The sequence below is a fragment of the Halomonas sp. 18071143 genome (assembly GCF_019211725.1).
Classification (GTDB): domain Bacteria; phylum Pseudomonadota; class Gammaproteobacteria; order Pseudomonadales; family Halomonadaceae; genus Vreelandella; species Vreelandella stevensii.
In genome coordinates this window covers 2,443,195-2,464,171 of sequence record NZ_CP078120.1, presented here as the reverse complement: position 1 = coordinate 2,464,171, position 20,977 = coordinate 2,443,195, and the positions used below count along the sequence as shown (strand labels likewise).

The following is a 20,977-nucleotide window of genomic DNA, read 5'->3' as shown; positions in this document are numbered from 1 at the left end:
GGGCGCTCAATGCAGCTTCATGCGTGGCTTGAGGTAGCGGTTCAGTTTGTCTACCAGCCAGGCAAGACCCGTCTTTGGCGCGCCATGTATCGACAGCTGATGCATACGATACAAGGAAGCATACGCCTGGCGCGCCAGCCAGCCCTCCAGAAACAGCCCGCGAGAAGCGGAGCTGCGCATCAGGTTGCCCACCGCATCGTAGCGTGCCAGCGATACCAGTGAGCCGTGGTCACGGTAGTGAAACGCGGCCAGGGGTTTCTGTTCCAGGCAGTTGATCAGGTTCTTCGCCAGTACCTTGGCTTGCTGATGGGCGGCCTGGGCGCGGGGCGGCACGGTGGCATCCTCGCCTTGTGGGCAGCTGGCGCAGTCGCCCAGGGCAAAAATGGCAGGGTCATCGACGCTTTGCAGGGTTTGGTGCACGGCGACCTGATGGCGCTTGTTGGTAGTGAGCCCCAGCTCGCTGAGGAACTCGGGCGCCTTGATGCCCGCGGCCCAGACGTTCAGGTCGGTATCGATGACTTCGCCATCATTGGTGACCAGATGATACTCCTTCGCCTCCTGAATGGCCGTGTTGACGTGCACGGTGACGCCAAGGCTTTCCAGCTCCTGCTGTACAGTGCCGCTGATGCGTTCGGACAAACCTGGCAGCAGGCGCGGCGCGGCCTCGATCAAGTGTACGCTGATGGATTGGTGGTCCACCGCCGTCACCCCGTAGGCGTTCAACAGACGTGAGGCATCCAGCAGCTCCGCCGACAGCTCTACCCCTGTGGCGCCACCGCCGACGATACCGATGGTGAGCTGAGTATGTTGGCGCAGCGATGGGTCGGTGTAGCGCAGGAAGGTATTGATCATGTCCCGCTGGAACGCCTTGGCCTGCTGGGGCGAATCGATGAAGTGGCAGTGCTCGGCCACGCCCTGAGTGCCAAAGTCGTTGGAAACGCTGCCCAGTGCCAGTACCAGGTAGTCATAGGTGATCTGCCGAGCGGGCAGCACTTCTTCGCCCTCTTCATCGACGATGGCCGCCAGGTGAATCACCTTCTGTTGACGATCCAGCCCGCTCAATGAGCCCCGCTGGTAGCGGTAGTGATGGGCGGTGGAGTGACCACGATAGTCCACTTCGTCCATGCTCGAGTTCAACACGCCGGTAGCCAGCTCATGGAGCAGCGGTTTCCAGACATGGGTCGCGTTACGGTCCAGCAGTACGATCTCGGCGCGTTTTTTCTTGCCCAGCGTGTGCCCCAGCTTGGTGGCGAGGGTCAGGCCTCCGGCGCCGCCGCCCACAATCACAATTCGGGGAGTGGCCATTACTCTCTCCTTGGCTAATATAGCCTCAGCATAGAAGCTTCCACGCGATATGGGTAATCGCAGGCCGATAAGATGATAAAATTGATCGAGATTATCGCGTCCAGTGCCATGACCAAGGAGCCCGTGTGCATACCATTCTGCAGCAGAAGCAACTGATCGCCTTCGACCTCGATGGCACCTTGATCGATTCCGTGCCTGATCTGGCCGTGGCCGTACAGCAATCCATGCGGGAGATGGCGCTGCCGCTGCCGGGTGAGCAGCAGGTGCGCCACTGGGTAGGCAACGGTGCACAGGTGTTGGTGGAGCGTGCACTCAGTTGGGCGACTTCGTCAGCGCCGGAGCCGGGGCTTGTCGAGGCTGCGCTGGCGGCGTTCATGCGCCATTATGCGGCGGCGCCCAACGCACGCACCGTGCTGTACCCGCACGTGGCGCAAGCGCTGCAGCAGTTGCATGACGCAGGCTTCACGCTGGCGCTCATTACCAACAAGCCCGAGCGCTTCATTGCGCCCATTCTGGAGCATTTCGAACTGCTGGCGCTGTTTGCCCACTGCGTGGGTGGCGACTCGCTGCCAGAGAAAAAGCCCAGCCCCGCACCGCTGCTACATATCGCACGTTTGTTGGACGTTGCGCCGAGTGCCTGCGTGATGGTTGGAGACTCACGCCACGATATCGAGGCGGGCAAGGCAGCGGGTTTTGCCACGGTGGCGCTGCCTTACGGCTACAATCACGGCGACCCCATCGAACAGAGCCAGCCGGATGTGCTGATCGAGTCCTTGGCTGAGCTGATCGGCTCTGACGCTTAGGTGTCAGTGATCGGCGCGGGCGCCCCCCAGCGCCTCATGCAGCAGCTCGGCGTTGTGCAGCAGCAAGGCAGGGTAATTGTAGGCAGGGCCATCGGCCTCGCTGAGCGTATCGATGTAGAGCGGGCCTGCCAGGGCCAGGCCTGACTCTCTCGCCAAGGCGTCCATGTGAATGTCGGGCACCGTGCTTTCATAAAAGAGCGCAGGCGGACGCTGCTCGGCGAGCTGTATGCTCATCGCCTCCATGGCCGATGCGCTGCCCTGGGTTTCGCTATTGAGGCCCCAGATGGCGCTGTACTCGAACTCGTAGGCGCGAGCAAAGTAGCCCATCGAGGCTTCGCTGGTGATGAGGGTGTGGTTGGTCTGCGGGATGCCCTGCAGCCGCTCTCGCACCTGCTGGTCCAGCGCCAGCAGGGCTTCCCTGGCTTCAACGGCGCGTTGCTGGAAGGCGTCGGCCTTGCTCGGGTAGCGTTCGCTCAGCGTCTCGGCAATCACATCGAGGTAGGCGGCAGCGCCCTTGGGGTCCATCCACATATGCGGGTCGGGGTTGCCCTTGTACTGGCCCATGGGAATGGTCAGCGGCGACATGGCCGCGTTTTCCGCCAGAGCAGTCAGTGTCAGTGTGTCATCCGCCATGGCCTGTACATGGCGCAGCCAGGGCTCCAGGCCATAGCCGTTGTAAAACACGATATCGGCCTCTTCCAGGGCCAGCACGTTGGGGGGCGTCAGTTCCCAGCGGTGAACATCCTCACCGGGTGGTACGATGGTCACAATGCGCACGTCACTGCCTGCCACGCGTTTCACCAGGTCCTCGATGATCGAGAACGATGCAATCACGTTGATGGTGGCGGTCGCGAAGGCGGGAGGGGCAGCAAGCAGTGCCAAGAGCAACAGCGTGATCGTCCCAGGGAATCGCCTATCCATGTCACGCTCCTAACCCGTAAAAAAACAGCAGATCATAAAGAGTGTTGGGCAGTGTTGCCAGTGTCGGCCACTTCCTATGCAGGGTAGTCGATGAACGATGCCCCGCCTATTCGTCGAATGATTACCTCACTCTGATTTAACCTCTTTGCTGTATAAAAAACGATAACGCGAATTTGGCGCTCTGCTCCTGGCCTTTGCGAACGTGTTGTTGACAGGTCCCAGGCGTTTCAAACACCTCTGACACTGCATAGTGACCAGTGCTTCTTTATCCCTACGCTTGACGCCAATGGCCATTGTGTTCAAGTCCGAAACTGAAGAACGCCCTCTTGTGTAAAAACGAACCAAGGCGTTACTGCATTAGTCGCTGATTGCCTCTGCAAGGAGGCCTTGGGTTGGGTTATCACCCTGAGCAGAATAGCTTTATGAGTGTCACGGAGTAAGTGGAACAATGGCGCAGTCGGAACCGTCAGTGCCTGTGCTGGTGATCTCTCGCTGCCGCCGGAGTCTGCTGAACCCATCTGGCAGCGCATATTGCTCTCCCGTCGGCAGTTCGCGTTGCTGTGCTTTGCGACACTGGAACGCGACACCGCGCTGGTGTAGCAACTCCTCCCCTCTGAACGCTGCCAGGTTAAGCGCCTGTCCCGGATGCTCAGCAGCACCGCTGCTACCTTGCGCAGGGGGGCAGGAAATTTGCTTATAGTCCGGTGTATATTGCGCGACTCGTCGGTATCAATCATGGCGGCCTGCGTGGCGTCAGCCATCCAATACGACGGCAGCATGGTATCGGCGTTGATTGAGGTCTATGTGGCGACCACGGTCATTACCCTTGGCAGTGACCCGCCACGAAACGGCGAGGCGTGCTCCATCGCACCCGTGGCGCGCAGCCTGTATGGTTTGTAAAGAGATCAAGTGTTGCAGTGTTCAGAATGATTAGAAATAAGCACCTGCGTGCCGAGATCAATCAGGTTGGTGGCGAGCGTGCATCCGCAATGACTGGCACCTATGTTCGAAACAGGTATGTGCTTGGAGTCTTTTCGCAAAGCGATGCATCGCAAGCACGATGTATACCATCTTAACGACGCAGCATAGAAGCTGCCGCCGCCACCATGATCGTTGCCGCCCCGCGGAACAGATGTTGCTGCGCGCGCGGGCTGGACAGCAGGTGCCGCATACGCACAGCCGTCACAATGAACAGCGCGCCAACGCTCAGTAATACCAGAACGGTTAGCGGCACCAACATCATTACCCAAGTTTGTAACGAGACCGCCTCTAAGTTGATGACCAATGGAAGGATCGCCAGGTAAAAAGCGATGGTCTTCGGGTTGCCCAGCGTTATGGTCAGTCCAGACAATGCCGCCGACAACAGTTCCCGTTTCTTCGCTGACTTGCCCTCTTCTATCGTTTGATGATTGGTGAACCAGAACTGCCAGGCCAGGTAGCACAGATACAATGCCGCCCCCCAGCGAACCACCTCGAACAGTGCGTTGAAGTGTTCCACGACCATCGCCAGCCCAAAGACCGCGAAAGACAAATAGATCAGGTCACCAACTATCAAGCCGAGCAGCAGGCAAAAACCCGGCAAGGTACCGCCACTGACGCTACGGGCGACGAGAGCGGCCAAGCCAGGGCCGGGGATGGCAGCGGCAATCCCTAGTGCCATCGAATAGGAAAATATTTGCGTTACATCGAGCATGTCTCGGTCCTGATGAAGTGGTTATTTTGTCAACAGCGTGTAGAGCGCCACCGTCTGATGGCCTCGCGGGAAAAAACCAAGTCCTGCACCGCCAGTCCAACCGACTTGAAGATGCTCAAGCGCTGTTCATGCAGTGGTGTGAGACCGGCATGCAGGTTACCGATTTCTGTGCCGACCTTTTGCGAGGGCAACAGGCCTTTCTGGACAGCCTTGATCACGCACTCGGCTGAGGCAAGTACCGAACGATTGCAGTCCGTGAACAAGGCGCTGTGTTCATACACATCTTCGTGCAACTCTTGAAAACCGAGAGCAGAAGAGCCAATGGCGTTGATATGGCAGCGTGCGGGCACTGCGGCCCGGCTCAGAATAGGCGAGCGCGCGGCTGTGGTGGTACATATGATGTCGCTGCCATGCACTGCCTCGGTTACTGTTGGGTGGGTTGAGATCGGGAAGTTGCAGAAGCGCTGGCTCCAGGCGGCAAACTCTTGCCGGGCTGTTTCGGTGCGCCCCCATATGGAAAGCTGTTTGACCGGTCTGACGGCCTGCATTGCCATGAGATGGGCGCGGGCCTGTAGGCCTGTACCCAGAATGGCCAGGCGGCTTGCATTGGGCGCGGCAAGTAGGTCTGTTGCGTATGCCGAAGCTGCAGCCGTGCGGATTTCGGTGATCGCCCCTGCATCGACCGCAACGACTGGGGATGTCCCGGCCTCGTCATAGATCAAGACGCTCCCCGTATGAGACGGACCAAGCTTCTTGGCCCCAAGCCTGACCACCACCGATTTCAAGCCAAAGCCTTTGTAGGGGCCGGACTTGATATAGGCTGGCATAACACCCATCAGATCGTTGTCGTTTCCACGGATGATTGTGCGTAGCGGCTGCTGTACCTGATTTGAGGAGTGCAGCCTGAATGCTTCCTCGCTGAGAATCAGGCCTAGTTGAAAGTCCAAGAGTTTCCTGACTGAGTGGCCATCCACGTGAAGCATAGTTCAAGCCTCGTCCGTCTGTTTGATCCCTAGAAATGCCTCCCACTTGAAGCGATGATCGACCTCCGTGATGGCGATGCTGTTCAGGATGGTCGACATGTGTTTCTGCGAAACGCCCAGAATCACGTCCAACATGTTTTGTTTGCTGAAACCGGCATGCAGGACAGCCTCAATTTCCTGTCTTTTCAAGCGGCCGCCGCAATGAATAACTTCCTGTGTGAAGTTGTACAAGGCCCGCAGCCGGTCATCAAGGTTATCTGGATCGTGCGCAGCAGCTTCGACCACACGGGCATCAACGCCTTTGGACAAAGCGATGAAGGCATGTGCCTGAACCGTGTAGGTGCAGTTATTTTCGACACCGCAGGTTATCCATACAACGGCCTTTTCTGCTTCGTCCAACGAGCTGTCGATGAACAGGTCGTGTGCTTGCTGGTAGGCTGCCAATAGTGCTGGTGATTCGGCCATATATGCACTCTGGTTGGGAATCCAGCCAAAGCTGTCGATTGAGTTTTGGAGTAACGCTTTGCTTTTCTCCGGTGCCGAATCGATTGTGTGTCGCTTCAAAATAGACATCATGACCTCGTTTGTGCATTGGTAGTTCAATTAAAGGGCAAGCTCCACGCTCAGCCTGAACGGGTCGGTTTCAGCGAGACGTGCACTCCAGTGCGTGTGAGTAAAGACAGACCAGAGCATTCGGATCGGACGGGTGTTGGAGATGAAATGCAAATCATGGATTTTGGCCGCCACCTCAGTGGTCAGAGCAACATCCACTTCGCTTCTGGCCGCCGCCGCAGCGGCGGCACTGGTGGAAAGTGTGAGAATCACGGAATCTATCTCAAGCCCCCGAGGTAGTAATTCTTCTATCAGGAGCCGCGGTGCCGGGTGGGTTGCGATGGTTGGCTTGCTGGTCGTCAGTGGCCCCTTGCTCGCTAGTCCGTACAAAGGGGTGTCGAAAACAAAGGTAGCGACTAGATTCAAGCGTGGCTCCATATAGAAGTTATGTATCTCTGGATAGGCGTTAGCCACGATCAGCACTGCTGGTGTTTCCTTCTCCATGGAGGAGCAGGCATTCTCATAGGAATCGTTAAGTTTGATCCGAACGCATGATTCGGGGTGTCGTTGCTCAAGCCATTTTGCAAAGAATCCGGCGGCGGCTTCACTGCTGGTTCCGCTGGGGCCTAGGGTGTGAATGATGACGTCGTGCCAGTCCCCAATACCTAGGTTCAGTAAGCTGTTGTCCATAGCCACAAGTCTCCAATGGAATCAGTTAAATATAGGGGTCAGCCAATGAGCGTATTTGGCATTCAGGCCTCTCACGCTCTCCAAGTAGAGTCTTCTGATTGCGGTACTAACTTTTCCGACGCCACTTTCTTGCAGCTTGTAGTGGTCGATTTGAGTTACTGGCACGATCTCGACGCCGGTGCCAGACAGAAAGCATTCTTCGACTGAGAACAACTCTGAAAAAGGAACATCCCTCTCGATAACCTCCATCCCCAGTTCATCTCTGGCCAGCTTGATGACGGTATCGCGTGTAATGCCCTCAAGAATGTGGGCACTCAAAGGCGGAGTAATGAGGTGGCCACCTTTGACGATGAAGACGTTGGAAGAGGTCGATTCGGCCAAGTTGCCATGCACATTCAGCATCAAAGCGTCATCGCACCCAATGCGCTGCGCCGATTCCATAGCTAGCGCCGAATTGGCGTAGCTGCCAGTGATTTTGGCCCGCGCGGGGAGTGACGAGTCGGGAATACGCCGCCAACTTGAAACGGCGCAATGGATGCCGTTTGCTGGCATGTAGGCTCCCATGTCAAGGGTGTTGATTGCCAGACCTGTGCTGACCCCAGCGAGCTTGACGCCGAAGCTGAATCCAGGAAGCAACGTTTTCTTGTAGGCCAAAGGTCTAATGTAGCTATCGGTTGATGCTTGGTTGCGTTGCAGCAGATCGAGAATGATTGCTCTCATCTCCGGGCGTGGCGGCAGGCCTTCCAACTGCAAAAATTTGGCCGAGTGCTCTAGTCGCTTAAGGTGGTCGTCCAGCCGGAAGACATTCAGTTGACCATTGCCGGAAGCATAGGCACGGATGCCTTCGAAAACGGCAGTGCCATAATTGAAGGCTTGGGTCGTTGTTGGGACTAGGGCTTCTGCAGCTGGCACTATCTCTCCATCTAGATATACCCAAGGGTGAGGTTTGCGCGGCACAGTCGAGACGGTGCCAAGCGAATCCGCCATGGTCAGGCCCTCCACGTTGCAATTTTCAATGCGGTTTCGCGCTCCTGGTTATCACTGCCTTGACGCTTGTCATGGAGTCTGGCGGCTTTCCAGCTAACCATTGCCGCAGTACCCGTCACGGCATCAGTCGAACCGACCGCGATGCGAACGCGAGTATTAAGCTTTTCCGCCATGGAGCTGGCAATGAACTGCAGGTTGTTCAGGGTAGCGCTGCTGCTCTCTAATTCCAGCGTGACGCTCAGTTGGTCGGCGCCTGCAACGGCCTCCACTAGGATATGGTAATCTAAGCAGCCTTTGAGATTCTCGAGCAGTGTGGCTTCGATGTCGTAGGCGCAGTGGGTGCTGCCATTGATTATCAAGGTGTCTCTGACCCGGCCGATAGGAATGATGTGCCACTGGCCCGTATTCAGCACTTGGGCTCTGACCATATCGCCAGTGCGATAGCGGATCAGTGGCTTCTGCCCTGGATAGAGGTGGGTGATGACCAGTTCGCCTGTCATTCTGTCGTCCTCGGGTTCCAAGACTTGCCCCGTCAGCGGATCTATCACTTCATAAACAATATTTAAGGGAACCGTGCAGAGGTTTCCTTGAATGTTGCTCACTGCAAGGATTGATGACTCCTGTGACGCATACATGCAGTTGTAGATGGTACTACCCCAAACCTCACCGATATTTCGCAGCAGGGCAGGCGTAGTGAGCTCGCCTAGGGTAAAAATCAGCTTCACGCCCAAGTGGGAAGGTTGGCAATCTCTTTGGAGCAGATGTTTGGCTAGGCTGATGGCAATGGCTGGTGTGCAGACTAGCGCGGTGATCTTCAGTTCCCTGATCAGCGTCACGGCCCGGTCCAGCCCTACAGTGGGTGAGCGCGGCCACATTTTCACGACAGTGTGGCCCAAGCTGCGACACACATCCTCGAAAGTATCTCCAGTCGAATGCAGTTCCGTAGGCCCCATTACACCGATAATATGCTGAGAACCGTGGGCGCGGAAAATCTCGCCATAACGGAGTATCAGCGGGCTGTTGTTGAAGATGGAGTCCTGCTCGTTGCGAGGACATGGGGTGGCTGCGCCAGTGGTGCCCGTAGTCTCATAGTAGATCCAGGCTTCAGTCAGCGGCGCAGCAGCCATCTCATGCCCGGCTGTGCGCAAATCACTCTTCGTAGTGAATGGCAATTTACGAAATGCATCCCAGTTCAGATCATCTATGTCTGAATCAGACATGGCGGACAGTGCAGTACGATAAAAAGGCGCATATTCCCTGACATAGCGAAGCGTGCTTTTAAGCCGCTCAAGTTGGATGCTGTTTAACTCGTCAGCGGAGACTTTGCCATTCTCAAATAGCTCGTGTTGATGATAAACAGTATGAGCCAGCTTCAGAAGATCAGGCTTGAATAAGGCGTACATTGAGGCCCCCTTGTTACTTGAATAGCGGAAGACTGCCAGTTAGCTTGGTGATCTTTTTTTTGGAGCCGACCAGTCCAATGGCGACCAGTTCAATGGAAGAGCTATCGGCTGCTGACATGCGCTCTTCGTACTCTTGATAGGTTCTACAGGATTGCGCCAGGGCACTGAACGGGATGTTGTGAATCTCATCCTCCTCCAGTGTTTTTACAAGTATTTCGCGCAGCTTTTCTTTGCTGGAGAGCAGTATTGGCAAGGGGGTGTAGATGACGCCGGGGTAATTCACGTTATCCTGACTTCGCATGTCTGGCCCTACCAGGTTTTCTACCGAGCGTCCCATGCTGACACCTATGACGCTAACAGCATTAGCCGCATGCCCTAGCCCCAGCTCCTTGTCGACTACGATGACGCACTTGTGGGTGGCTGCATCAAAATTCATTGGCTTCTCCTTTTTTAAAAATCAGCTCTGCACGAGTTTCCCGCTGACGCCAACCAGAGCGTTCAATAACCCAAAGAACCTTGTTGTGTCGCTGCCGAGCTCAATATCAACCACTTTCCAGTTGGCAATTTTCTTCCACTTTTGGACGCCCTGTTGATGATTGGGGTGGATTAAATATGCAGAAAGGTCTTCCTGGTTTTCAAATAGTCCCATTACAACGAAGTCCATGGCTTGTTCGCGTGGACTTATATTCCGGGCGCAAAGCCAACCACGTATTTCGCTAATATGTTTTGGATGTTCGCGAGTCGCTGCCTCTGCCTCGATGACCTCTTTGTCACACCACTGTAAAGAGCTATTAAGCTTAAAAGCCACTAGGTGGAAAATCATTTCTCATCCTCATGTCTCGCCTAGTAAACGCGATTATCTAATTTTCCGATCAACTTGGTATTTAAAATAAAGTGCTTAGCACTCAGTGCAGCATGGCAGTTATTTAGTCTTATGCAACTGGATTAAAATGTTAATTGATAGGGTCGGAAAAGTGCTTTCTATTCTTGTTGCAAGTCATATCAGGAATGGTAGGATTTACCAGAAATTCGCTGATGAGTGAAAAATATGACCGATCAAGCGTTAAGTCTGACAGATGTCAAAATTCTGACCGCGCTGCAGCAAGATGGCAGGATCACCAACCAAATGCTGGCCGATCAGATCGGCATGTCTGCATCTCCGTGCTGGCGTCGAGTGAAGCATTTGGAAGATCAAAACTACATTCAGGGCTACCGTGCAGTCTTGGATCGCCGAAAGATCGGGCTTGGGGTCATGGTTTTCATACGGATCAAAATCGACCGCCACAGTGAATCTGAGGCTAGGAAGTTCGAGCAGGAAGTCATGCAACTTGAGGATGTCGTTGCGTGCTACAGCATCGGTGGTGACGCCGATTTCCTGCTGCAGGTGGTGGCTTCTGACCTGGATTCATTCGCTGATTTTGCGATGTCCAGTGTTCGGCAGCTGCCTGGCATCAAGGAAATGCAGAGCATGTTCGTGCTCAAGGAAATTAAGCCTTTCGTCTCATTCCCGGTCAAACGTCTGCGAGCTGTTTGAAGAGGCCTGTGTCGCGCCTAGCCAAGAGTGGCTTGCAATCGCTCTCCATCAGGGGTGGCGCCGAGCAGCCGCATTCGGCTAGCTGATTCTCAGGCGGTTAAAGTCGGCGCTTCGAACTCGACGCTGAACAGATCACTGGTCTGGGCGCTCAGTGGATTGCTTTCGACGGGTAGCACGATGCCGCGAAACACCGCATTGACCTCGACTTTCACCTAGTTGGTCTGTGCTCAACGATCAGCGTCCTACGCCTTGGTTCCTTAATCAAGACCCATTTGGTGTCTGGTGTTTTATGGATGGTCTAATTGGCCTTGCATTGGCGCTGCATCCATACCGTTTCGATTGGTTTTGTCCGGGAGGTTAAGCCGGTTAGGCCTTCTCAGCTTTCTGATAGAGCAACATGACAACGGATCTTCTTGAGTTGACTATCTCAAGGTTAGATTTGCAGTGGGCGAGGGAGTACTTCGGTCCTATATATACTTTGTTGACCTCAAGGCTACTCAGACCGAGCGTAAAGGTGAAACCGAGCCCTTCATTATGTTCGTAAAGCACGGACATGCACAGGTGGGGGCAGGCGTGCTAATCAGCTGGTTATGTCATTGGGAGCACTCCGCTTGCCGCTCGGTGAGGGCCTGTGGGTACCGCAGAAGGGACATAGCCTGAGGAGAGTGCGATAATACGGATTGGCGGTTCTGTGGGCAAGTAGTGGACGAGGGGCCGAGGGGCTGTGTTATCATGAAAGCCTGAGGGTGCTTTGGGAGCCTTGGTGCCTGCACAGCTCTTATAATCAATTGAATGAATTTCGATCTGCCATGGCCCGTACCGCATCGGTCAATGTTGCTCAGCAGTGGTGGCGCTTCCAATAGGAAGCGGCGTATCGTTGCGGCCTCGCCCCGTACCTTGCCGTCGTACCGCTAGGCAAGGCTCTGTAGATAGCTTTCTGTCACGGCGGCTCCAGGACCCAAGGAGATTGCCGGATGACCTTGACCTCCCTCACTATTGCGCATCGTGCTGTTGCCGGTGCCCGCTAGAGTTTACTTGTCGCCCCTTTGCCACTTCAGCCCCTTGCTATGTACGTTGCAAGAGTATGGCGTGATGTGTTCTGTTTCAACCTGCCCTCAGGGGTGTCCGATGGCCCACGTTCCACTGAACTCCACGTTCGATGTGTATAATGGCGTGTATAACAGGCAGGCTTTCATGGCAAAATTCATCAGAAAATTAAAGGGTTGTCATGAATAAAGTCTTAATGGTCGATAATTACGATAGCTTCACCTTCAACATCGTCCAGTACCTGGGGGAGCTGAATGCCGAGGTGATGACCTACCGCAACGATGAGATCACCTTGGCGCAGATGGAAGCGCTGGCACCTACCCATCTGGTGATTTCGCCGGGGCCATGTACCCCGAATGAGGCGGGCGTCTCGCTGGCTGCCATCGAACACTTCGCGGGCCGACTGCCCATTCTGGGGGTTTGTCTGGGTCATCAGGCCATCGGGCAGGTATACGGTGGCAAGGTGGTGCGCGCTCCTCAGGTGATGCACGGCAAGACGTCTGCGGTGGTACATGGTGGAGCCGGGGTGTTTGACGGTCTGGAAAATCCGCTGGAAGTCACGCGCTACCACTCGCTGGTGGTCGACCAGCACCGCTTGCCCGACTGCCTGGAAGTCACCGCCTGGACCGCAGAGAGTGACGTGACGCCGGGGCTCATCATGGGGTTTCGTCACCGCTCCCTGGATGTCGAGGGCGTGCAGTTTCATCCGGAGTCGATACTCACGCGCCAGGGCCATGCGTTATTGGCCAATTTCTTGCGACGCGGCTGATCGCCAAATTCATACGCTTTAGGGGCTTATCTGCTCATGCAAATGCGAGACGCAATTAACGCGGTGATGCGCCGCGAAGACCTCTCTTTCGATGCCATGCACGCGTTGATGCGCCAGATCATGACCGGCGAGGCCTCCGATGCACAAATTGGCGGCCTGTTGGTAGGGCTGGCCATGAAGGGTGAGAGCGCCGAGGAGATTAGCGCCGCCGCCCAGGTGATGCGCGACCTGATGAAGCGCGTCACGCTGCATGCCGATAACGTAGTGGATATCGTCGGCACCGGCGGTGACGGCGCCAATCTGTTCAATGTCTCCACGGCGGCCAGTTTTGTGGCGGCGGCAGCCGGTGCCCATGTGGCCAAGCACGGTAATCGCAGCGTTTCCTCGTCATCTGGCAGTGCGGACCTGTTCGATATCGCGGGCATCTACCTTGATTTGAAGCCGGAACAAGTGGCGCGCTGTATCGAGCAGGTGGGGGTCGGCTTCATGTTTGCCCCCAACCACCATCCGGCCATGCGCTATGCGATTGGGCCGCGTCGTGAAATGGGCGTGCGCACGCTGTTCAATATTCTTGGCCCGTTGACCAACCCGGCCGGTGCGCCCAATCAGGTGCTGGGCGTGTATTCCGCCGAACTGGTGCCGCTGATGGCCGAAGTGCTGCGCAAACTGGGCAGTCGCCACGTGATGGTCGTCCACTCCGATGATGGCCTGGACGAAATTTCCCTGGCAGCTCCCACCCAGGTGGCCGAGCTGAAAGAGGGTGAGATCACCCGCTACACCATTGCCCCCGAAGCGCTGGGCATCGAGCGCCAGAGCCTGGCGGCGCTGAAAGCCACCAGTGCCGAAGATAGCCTGCGGTTAGTAAAGGCATCCCTGAGTGGCGAAGGCGCCGCGGCAGATATCGTGGCCCTGAACGCCGGTGCCGCGCTCTACTGTGCCGGCATAGCCGACAGCTTGAAAGAGGGCGTGATGGTGGCCCAGGATGCGCAGGCCTCCAAATTGCCCCTCGAAAAGCTCCGAGAGCTTTCGCACTTCACCAGTGTTTTCAAAGGATGATCAACGCCATGACAGAGCAGGCTACTCCCACCATTCTCACGCGCATTCTGGCTCGCAAGGACCAGGAGGTCGCCGAGCGCGAGCAGGCGGTTTCCGAACAGGACCTGTTGGCACTGGCGGGTCAGCAGAGCGCGCCGCGCGGCTTCATCGAGGCGTTGAACCAGCGCATCCAGGTGGGTGATCCTGCGGTGATTGCCGAAGTGAAGAAGGCGTCCCCCTCCAAGGGGGTCATGCGCGAGAAGTTCCACCCTGCCGACATAGCCCGCAGCTATGCCCAGGGCGGCGCCGCTTGTCTGTCGGTGCTCACGGATGCCGACTTTTTTCAGGGCCACGAAGATTATCTGATCGCCGCGCGGGATGCCTGCGAACTGCCGGTCATTCGCAAGGACTTCATTACCCACGGTTATCAGGTGACGGAAGCGCGAGCCATTGGCGCAGACTGTATCCTGCTGATCGTGGCGGCGCTGGATGATGCGAAGCTTCGGGACCTGCATCAGCAGGCCAACGCCATGGGCATGGACGTGCTGGTCGAGGTGCACGATGCCGATGAACTCGAGCGTGCTCTGGCGCTGAATCTCAAGCTGGTCGGCATCAATAACCGCAACCTGCATACCTTCGATACCCGCCTGGATACCACACTGGACCTGCTGACGCGCATTCCGGACAGCGTCACCGTGATCACCGAATCGGGGATTCATACCCGTGACGATGTGGAGCGCATGCGTGATCACGACGTCAACGGTTTTCTGGTAGGGGAAGCCTTCATGCGTGAAGAGGACCCGGGCCTTGCATTGAAGCGTCTGTTTTTCTGATCCTGGGGGTCGAAAAAGCGCTGCGGAAAGCGGTTTTCAGGAGAGCTGCCGATGTTTCAGCGTCGCCTGCTGGTGGCACTGCTGGTGTTGATCATGCTGACCCTCGCTCAGGGCGGCGTGGCCGTGTGGGCCATCGACGGTGCCCGCCAGAAGGTAGAGCTGGGCAGGCTTTCCAGTGACCTTCACGCGGGTTTTCTGGCGTTTTCCGATAGCAAGAACCAGCTGCGCACCTGGCTGGCCAACGCTCAACAGGGCGATCAGCCTGCCGACGTGCAAGAGCGCGATTTCATTCTTCACGAGATGCACACCCATCTCGAACGTTTGCATGTCAACAGCGACCGCCTGGCGGCCAGGATGCAGCCCTCCAGTGAGCTGACGGCTGCGCTGGTCGAAGAGCGCCAGGCGGCGCTGGCGACTTTCGATAAACTGTTTCACGCCCTTGAACGGGCAGTGCTGGCGACTTCCATGATTCCTGCTGCGGAGCAGTTCGAGCTGGTCGACAGCCAGAGCCTGCGCATGGTGCTTTACGATGCGCTGGCCAGGGAGCGCACGCTGCTGGCGCAACAGCGCAGCGACGCCGACCACTCCTTGCAGCAGCTGATCACCCTGGCGGTTGGCGCCACGCTCACCTTGATGCTGACCATCATGGCCGTGTTCGGCTATTTTGCCCGTGCCCTGCAGAGGCCGGTTCGGGAGCTGGTGAACGGTGCCCAGGCGTTCCAGCGTGGCGATCTTGCCCATCGGCTGGATGAGCGCATGAGCGATGAGTTCGGCCATGTTGCCACGCGGATGAACCTCATGGCCGACGAGCTGCGACAACATCGCCAGACGGAGCAGGACCGCCAGCAGCACCTGGAAGACCTGGTAGCCGTGCGTACCCGGGAGTTGGCCACGGCGCTGGATAGCCTGCGCCAATTAGGCCAGCAGCGCCAGCAGCTGCTGGAGGATATCAGCCACGAGCTGCGCACACCCACCACGTCGATTCGTGGGGAAGCCGAGATCACCCTGCGTGGCGGCACGCGCAGCGAAGCCGAGTATCGCCACGCTCTGGAGCGAATCGCCAGCGACGCCAAGCGCCTTTCAGACGTGATCAGCGATCTGCTGACCATGGCACGCAGCGATATCGTCGAGTGGCAGGTGAAACGCCATTTGCTGGACCCAGCCGGGCCGCTGGCCGATGCCATGGAGCAGGCTTCTACGCTGGGCAGGTTGCGTGGTATCACCCTGTGTGGGGATATCACTGCGCAGGCTACGGTGCTGGGAGACCCTCAGCGGTTACAGCAGATATTCGGCATTTTGCTGGATAACGCCGTGCACTATTCCCATGCAGGGGGCGTTGTGGAGTTGAGCGCCACCATTGAGGTGCTGCAAGGCAAGCAAGTATGGGCATTGCGGGTGCGTGATAATGGTATCGGGGTGGCGGAAGACGAGCTGCCGCGGCTGTTCGAGCGTGGCTATCGCGGCGTGAATGCGCGCTCGCATCGCCCCGATGGGCAGGGCGTCGGGCTGGCCATTGCCATGCTGCTGACGCGTTTACATGGAGGTACGCTCAGCCTGGGGGCCGCCCCTGAAGGCGGCTGTGAGGCGCTGCTGCAGCTGCCGGTGCACGCTCAGGCGGGCCCCGCGCTGAGCGTCATGAGGTAATCAGGATGCACATAGTCGTCATCGAAGATGACCCCAGGATTCGCGATTTCTTGAGCAGAGGCCTGACGGCCGAAGGTTATCAGGTAGAAGCGTTCAGTGAAGGGCAGGTGGCGCTGCTGCACCTCGTGCAGTGTGCCCGGGAGCCCGATCGGCAGCCGGTGGTGATTCTGGATCGGCTGTTGCCGGACATCACCGGCACCGATATCTGTCGCAGTTTGCGCACGGCGGGGGTGGCGTTCCCCATTCTGATGCTGACCGCGCTGGACAGTATCGAGGATCGTGTCTCGGGGCTGGAGTCCGGGGCCGACGACTATCTGGTCAAGCCGTTTGCCTTCGAGGAGCTGCTGGCGCGCATTGCCGCCCTGCAGCGCCGTTCCTTGGGCCATCCGGCCAGCCAGGAAGTGAACGAGCTGCGGGTGGGCGACCTGTGCCTGAACCGTGAGCAGCGTAGCGTGACCCGGGGCGGCCAGCGGATTGAGCTAACCCCCAAGGAGTTGGCGATCCTCGAACTGCTGATGAGTACGCCCGGCAAGCTGTACAGCCGAGAGCGCATTCTGGCCAGTGTCTGGGGTGCCCACGAAGACCCGCTGACCAATATCGTCAATGTCTATATTCGGCGGCTGCGAAGCAAACTGGACGTACATGGTGCCGGGGAGTCGTTGATCACGACCCAGCGCGGTTTTGGCTACCGTCTGGACCCCGCGCCCTCCCCGTGACTACGTGGTTATTCACCTTGTATTAATCTAAAACTCGCGCTCTGTTAATACTCTGGTGACCTGAATGTAAGTGTTGGCCCCGTATAGTGAACGTCATCCCTGTTGCATGTCACGTCGCAACAGCTGTAACCGTCGAACACACCACGGAGACGACACCATGTTGAAAAAAATTCTACTCGGTACCGCATTAGGGCTTGGCGCCGCTTCTTTGGCCCAGGCCACCGAAGTAACCCACCTGGGGGGAGACATTACCCCCGAGCAGGTGAAGCAGGCTCAGCAGGCGTGGGGTGAGGCGCTGGTGGCGATTGCCACCACCTATGAAAACGACGGCATCGATGCGGCCCGCGAACTGGCCAGCACGATCATCGATGAAGCCTACGGCTATGAGATGGGCCCGGTGCTGTTCAAGCCCACGCTGGCCAGCGAGCCAAAAACCTTCCGTACCACGGCTGATGGCGCATTGGCCTATTTCGTGGGCCATAGCGATGAGTTCGCAGAAGACAGCGGCTTTGCGCTGAAAGGCTGGCAAGCGGTTGAGATCGACAATGCGGCCATTTTCATCAGTGGTGATACGGCTCTCACCATGGGCCATGTGGCCATGACCGACAGCGACGGTAACGTCACCACGGTCGACAAGACCTGGGGCTATCAGTTGGATGACGAAGGCAACCTGCGCATCGTGCTGCACCACTCTTCGCTGCCTTATCAGCAGGAAGAGAGCTAACGGATTAGCGGCGAAAGCCGGAAAACCAAAGGGCCTGCTGGAGACAGCAGGCCCTTCGCGTTGCGGTTCGAAGTGGTTATTGGCTACGCAGGCAGTGGAGCAGCGCCTGAAGCGGATGAGCCAGCGTTTGCGCTGAGTAACGCTTCACCTGGCTACGGCACGAGTACCCGGTGGCTAGCAGCTTGCCCGCGTTCTCTTCGGCCTCTACCTGAGGCTGCCATGACTGGGCGTAGATGGTTTTGGAGGTGGCGACGTTACGGCTTTCATGGCCGTAAGTACCCGACATGCCGCAGCAGCCCGTGGTGGCCAGCTCCAGCTGCAAACCAAAGGCAGCAAACACCTGCTGCCACGCTTTGGGGCTGCCCGGCGCGTTGGTTTTTTCGGTGCAGTGGGAAAGCAGCTTGTAGCCCGGGTCATTCAGCTTCACCGGGCTGGGATTGAGCGTGTTGAGTCGGGTAGCGAGCCACTCCTGCAGCATCAGCACCGTGGGCACCTGTTCGCTGCCCAGCGCTTTGACGTACTCCTGGCGATAGGTCAGCGTCATGGCTGGGTCGATGCCTACCATGGGCACGTCGAACTCGCTCAGCGCCCGCAGGCGCCTGGCCTGCTTGGCCGCGGTGCGCTCGAAGGCACCTAAAAAGCCTTGTACGTGGAGCGGCTTGCCGTTGGCGGAAAACGGCATCACGAACACGCGCAGGTTCAGCCGCGACAGCAGCTCTACAACATCCATCACCAGCCTGGCTTCGAAGTGAGTCGTGAACGCGTCCTGCACGATGATCACGCTCTGCGCGCGCTGCTGCTCGGTGAGCAGGGCCAGTGATGTAGGCGTGGCTTCCGCCACCCCCCAGGCGCGCAGCTGCTTTTTCACGCTGGCCCGGGAGAGCGTGGGGGAGTCGCTGATACCGAGCCCTTTGTGCATCAGTTGGTTGACCCAGCGCTGCCCCAGGGCGGCGTTGTACAGAGGGGCGATCCTGGTCAGCGCGGGCAGCATGAACTCGGTGCCCCCGATCACATAATCGCGCAGCGGTCGCAAATAGCGGCCGTGGTAGACCTCCAGGAACTGCGCGCGGAACTGAGGCACGTTCACCTTGATCGGGCACTGGCCCGCGCAGGACTTGCACGCCAGGCAGCCTGCCATGGCATCGTACACTTCGTGGGAGTAGTCGTGGTGCTGCTGACGGCTGAGGGTGTTCATCACTCGCCTGGGAAAGCTCTTGATAAAGCCCCAGCTGCGTTCGGCTTTCTTCTTGCGCGACTCTTCGACCACGTCGATGCCTGCCTGAGACTGCAAGCGCAGCCATTCACGGATCAGGCTGGCACGGCCTTTGGGAGAGTGTCGGCGGTCGCGGGTGGCCTTCCACGACGGGCACATGGGGTCGTCCACATCGTAGTTGTAGCAGGCACCGTTGCCGTTGCAGTAAACAGCTGCGTCGTAAGCCTGCCAGGCGCGCTCGTCGATGGTGCGGTCCAGCTGGCCGCGCATCGTTACGCCATCCACGCGCAGCAGTTCCGGGTCGTTCTGTCTGGCGATCAGCGGGGCATTTTCAGCGGGCGAGGCGATCTTGCCGGGGTTGAGCTGGTTATGCGGATCGAAGGCCGCCTTGATCTGTTGCAGGCAAGGGTACAGCTCACCAAAGAAGGTGGGGCCATACTCCGAACGCACGCCCTTGCCATGTTCACCCCACAGCAGCCCGCCATATTTCTGGGTCAGGGCGACCACTTCATCGGAAATCTCCCGAATCAGCGCTTGCTGCTCGGGGTCTTTCATGTCCAGTGCCGGGCGCACGTGCAGCACCCCCGCATCCACATGGCCGAACATGCCGTAGGAGAGCTGGCGAGCATCCAGCGCCGCGCGGAACTCGGCGATGAACTCGGCCAGGTGTTCCGGCGGCACGGCGGTATCTTCCACGAAGGGTAGCGGGCGCTTTTCTCCCTGCACATTGCCCAGCAGGCCCACCGAGCGCTTGCGCATGGCGTAGACTTTCTGAATTTGTGGGCGGCCTTCCGCCAAGGTGTAGCCCAGCCGCTCGACGCGGGTGTCCTGGCCAAGGTGCCGGGTGAATGCCGCCACTCGCTCGGCCAGCGTATCGGCGTCGTCGTCGTTGAACTCGATCAGGTTGATGCCCTGTATGGGCGTGCTGCCCGCCGGGAAGAACTCGGCCACGCTGTCCCAGACGAAATCTTCCATGGCCAGCTGCAGCACCGTGTCGTCCACGGTCTCGATGGAGGTAGGGCGGGCGCTACTGGCCATCAGCGCCTTGGCATCGCGCAGCGCATCCATGAAGCTGGCATAGCGAACGTTCACCAGCGTTGCGTGCTTCGGAATCGGCAGTACGTTCAGCACCGCCTCGTTCAGGAAGCCCAGCGAGCCTTCGGAGCCACACAGCAGGCTGTTCAGGTTGAGCTGGCCGTCCTCACGCAGATGGGCCAGGTCATAGCCGGTCAGGCAGCGGTTGAGCGGGGGGAACTTGGCGTCGATCAACGCCTTCTGCTGGTCGATGATGGTGGCAGCGGTACGGTGTACTTTCCCCAGTACGCCTTCCTCGGCCAGTGCTTGCTGCTCCTCTTCCTCGCTCAGCGGGCGGCTGTGCAGGTGCTGCCCACCGAGCAGGATGGTATCCAGCGCCAGTACGTGATGGCGGGTCTTGCCATATTCGCAGCTGCCCTGACCGCTGGCATCGGTGGAAACCATGCCACCGATGGTGGCCCGATTGGAGGTCGACAGTTCGGGGGCGAAAAACAGCCCGTGGGGTTTCAGAGCGGCATTCAACTGGTCCTTGACCACTCCGGCCTGCACCCGCACTTGCCGTGCTTCCACGTCAATCTCGAGGATCTGGTTCATGTGGCGGGAAACGTCCACCACAATGCCGTCGGTCAGCGATTGGCCATTGGTACCGGTGCCGCCACCTCGGGGGGTCAGCACCACTTCCCGGTGGGGCAGCTCGGCAGCCAGCTTGGCCAGGCGCTCCAGGTCTTCGGCGTGCTTGGGGAAGACCGCTGCCTGGGGCAGGCGCTGATAAATCGAGTTATCGGTGGCCAGCACGGTGCGGTTGGCGTAATCCGGGGCGATTTCGCCCTCGAAACCGCGGGCGCGCAGGGCGTCGAGGAAGCGGACGTAGTGGCCCTTCAAACGTTCAGCGGGGGCCGTGCGGGTATCCAGAGATGCAATCATGGTGAATCGAGCCGTCACTGCTGGGGGCGAATAGGGGAATAGCGTACTTTACCCCAGCTATTCCAGGCGTGCATCTTGCCTGGCCGTTGGCGCTGGCGAGACCGTGAGAGAGCGCCGGCGAGCGGCCATCAAAAAGCGCCCGCCGCCATGGGCGGTGGGCGCTTGA

20 protein-coding genes and 1 pseudogene are annotated in these 20,977 nt (G+C 58.1%); 9 read left to right on the top strand and 12 right to left on the bottom strand.

Annotated elements, in window-relative coordinates; translation table 11 throughout:
* Positions 1 to 6: 6 nt before the first annotated feature.
* Positions 7 to 1,305 (bottom strand): NAD(P)/FAD-dependent oxidoreductase, encoded by a 1,299-nt coding sequence (locus KVY02_RS11470; protein ID WP_081195677.1) that lies wholly within the window; start codon positions 1,303 to 1,305, stop codon positions 7 to 9.
* Between the two features lie 125 nt (positions 1,306 to 1,430).
* Between KVY02_RS11470 and KVY02_RS11465 the strand changes: the two genes are divergently transcribed.
* Positions 1,431 to 2,108 (top strand): phosphoglycolate phosphatase, encoded by a 678-nt coding sequence (locus tag KVY02_RS11465; RefSeq protein ID WP_081137615.1) that lies wholly within the window; start codon positions 1,431 to 1,433, stop codon positions 2,106 to 2,108.
* Positions 2,109 to 2,111: 3 nt separating this feature from the next.
* Here the strand turns inward: KVY02_RS11465 and KVY02_RS11460 are convergent, their stop codons facing one another.
* Complete coding sequence (locus tag KVY02_RS11460; RefSeq protein ID WP_193460659.1) at positions 2,112 to 3,029, bottom strand: metal ABC transporter solute-binding protein, Zn/Mn family; 918 nt, start codon at positions 3,027 to 3,029, stop codon at positions 2,112 to 2,114.
* Between the two features lie 747 nt (positions 3,030 to 3,776).
* Here KVY02_RS11460 and KVY02_RS11455 point away from each other — a divergent pair.
* Complete coding sequence (locus tag KVY02_RS11455) at positions 3,777 to 3,929, top strand: hypothetical protein (protein ID WP_156808482.1); 153 nt, start codon at positions 3,777 to 3,779, stop codon at positions 3,927 to 3,929.
* Positions 3,930 to 4,101: 172 nt separating this feature from the next.
* On the opposite strand, the gene KVY02_RS11450 is transcribed toward KVY02_RS11455, so the two are convergent.
* Genes KVY02_RS11450 through KVY02_RS11415 form a run of 8 tightly spaced genes read right to left on the bottom strand, consistent with a single transcriptional unit; the run spans position 4,102 to position 10,160 of the window.
* Positions 4,102 to 4,722, bottom strand: coding sequence for a LysE family translocator (locus tag KVY02_RS11450; RefSeq protein ID WP_016914392.1), 621 nt, complete (start codon positions 4,720 to 4,722; stop codon positions 4,102 to 4,104).
* Between the two features lie 29 nt (positions 4,723 to 4,751).
* A complete protein-coding gene (locus KVY02_RS11445; protein WP_198517601.1) occupies positions 4,752 to 5,669 on the bottom strand; it encodes an ornithine cyclodeaminase family protein in 918 nt (305 codons plus the stop codon).
* 39 nt (positions 5,670 to 5,708) lie between these two features.
* Entirely contained in the window at positions 5,709 to 6,278 is a 570-nt protein-coding gene (locus KVY02_RS11440; protein WP_016914390.1) for a carboxymuconolactone decarboxylase family protein, read from the bottom strand.
* A 30-nt stretch (positions 6,279 to 6,308) separates the two neighbouring features.
* Complete coding sequence (locus tag KVY02_RS11435; protein ID WP_016914389.1) at positions 6,309 to 6,947, bottom strand: hypothetical protein; 639 nt, start codon at positions 6,945 to 6,947, stop codon at positions 6,309 to 6,311.
* A 21-nt stretch (positions 6,948 to 6,968) separates the two neighbouring features.
* Entirely contained in the window at positions 6,969 to 7,934 is a 966-nt protein-coding gene (locus KVY02_RS11430) for a branched-chain amino acid transaminase (protein WP_050980294.1), read from the bottom strand.
* 2 nt (positions 7,935 to 7,936) lie between these two features.
* Positions 7,937 to 9,337 carry a phenylacetate--CoA ligase family protein gene (locus tag KVY02_RS11425; protein ID WP_016914387.1) on the bottom strand — a complete coding sequence of 467 codons (1,401 nt, stop codon included), beginning with the start codon at positions 9,335 to 9,337 and terminating at the stop codon, positions 7,937 to 7,939.
* 13 nt (positions 9,338 to 9,350) lie between these two features.
* The gene (locus KVY02_RS11420) at positions 9,351 to 9,773 is read right to left on the bottom strand and encodes a DUF2000 domain-containing protein (protein WP_016914386.1); all 423 of its coding nucleotides are present in this window, start codon (positions 9,771 to 9,773) and stop codon (positions 9,351 to 9,353) included.
* Positions 9,774 to 9,794: 21 nt separating this feature from the next.
* A complete protein-coding gene (locus KVY02_RS11415) occupies positions 9,795 to 10,160 on the bottom strand; it encodes a Dabb family protein (protein WP_016914385.1) in 366 nt (121 codons plus the stop codon).
* Between the two features lie 225 nt (positions 10,161 to 10,385).
* Here KVY02_RS11415 and KVY02_RS11410 point away from each other — a divergent pair, with 225 nt between their 5' ends.
* Positions 10,386 to 10,871 carry an Lrp/AsnC family transcriptional regulator gene (locus KVY02_RS11410; RefSeq protein ID WP_016914384.1) on the top strand — a complete coding sequence of 162 codons (486 nt, stop codon included), beginning with the start codon at positions 10,386 to 10,388 and terminating at the stop codon, positions 10,869 to 10,871.
* A 98-nt stretch (positions 10,872 to 10,969) separates the two neighbouring features.
* Here KVY02_RS11410 and KVY02_RS11405 read toward each other — a convergent pair.
* Positions 10,970 to 11,083, bottom strand: a pseudogene (locus tag KVY02_RS11405) (nucleotidyl transferase AbiEii/AbiGii toxin family protein); the annotation flags it as partial.
* Between the two features lie 1,016 nt (positions 11,084 to 12,099).
* Here KVY02_RS11405 and KVY02_RS11400 point away from each other — a divergent pair.
* The 6 genes from KVY02_RS11400 (at position 12,100) to KVY02_RS11375 (ending at position 17,639) form a co-directional block, all read left to right on the top strand.
* Positions 12,100 to 12,687, top strand: coding sequence for an anthranilate synthase component II (locus tag KVY02_RS11400; protein WP_218313565.1), 588 nt, complete (start codon positions 12,100 to 12,102; stop codon positions 12,685 to 12,687).
* Between the two features lie 36 nt (positions 12,688 to 12,723).
* The gene (trpD, locus tag KVY02_RS11395) at positions 12,724 to 13,743 is read left to right on the top strand and encodes an anthranilate phosphoribosyltransferase (RefSeq protein WP_026001760.1); all 1,020 of its coding nucleotides are present in this window, start codon (positions 12,724 to 12,726) and stop codon (positions 13,741 to 13,743) included.
* Positions 13,744 to 13,751: 8 nt separating this feature from the next.
* Positions 13,752 to 14,555, top strand: a complete 804-nt coding sequence (gene trpC, locus KVY02_RS11390) for an indole-3-glycerol phosphate synthase TrpC (RefSeq protein WP_100731396.1) — start codon at positions 13,752 to 13,754, stop codon at positions 14,553 to 14,555.
* A gap of 51 nt (positions 14,556 to 14,606) precedes the next feature.
* Positions 14,607 to 16,199 (top strand): sensor histidine kinase, encoded by a 1,593-nt coding sequence (locus tag KVY02_RS11385; protein ID WP_218313564.1) that lies wholly within the window; start codon positions 14,607 to 14,609, stop codon positions 16,197 to 16,199.
* A gap of 5 nt (positions 16,200 to 16,204) precedes the next feature.
* On the top strand, positions 16,205 to 16,915 hold the full coding sequence (locus KVY02_RS11380) for a response regulator transcription factor (RefSeq protein ID WP_218313563.1): 711 nt from the start codon (positions 16,205 to 16,207) through the stop codon (positions 16,913 to 16,915).
* Positions 16,916 to 17,072: 157 nt separating this feature from the next.
* On the top strand, positions 17,073 to 17,639 hold the full coding sequence (locus KVY02_RS11375; protein WP_218313562.1) for a phosphoribosyl-AMP cyclohydrolase: 567 nt from the start codon (positions 17,073 to 17,075) through the stop codon (positions 17,637 to 17,639).
* A 76-nt stretch (positions 17,640 to 17,715) separates the two neighbouring features.
* Here the strand turns inward: KVY02_RS11375 and KVY02_RS11370 are convergent, their stop codons facing one another.
* Positions 17,716 to 20,811, bottom strand: a complete 3,096-nt coding sequence (locus KVY02_RS11370; RefSeq protein WP_218313561.1) for a D-2-hydroxyglutarate dehydrogenase YdiJ — start codon at positions 20,809 to 20,811, stop codon at positions 17,716 to 17,718.
* Positions 20,812 to 20,977 lie beyond the last annotated feature (166 nt).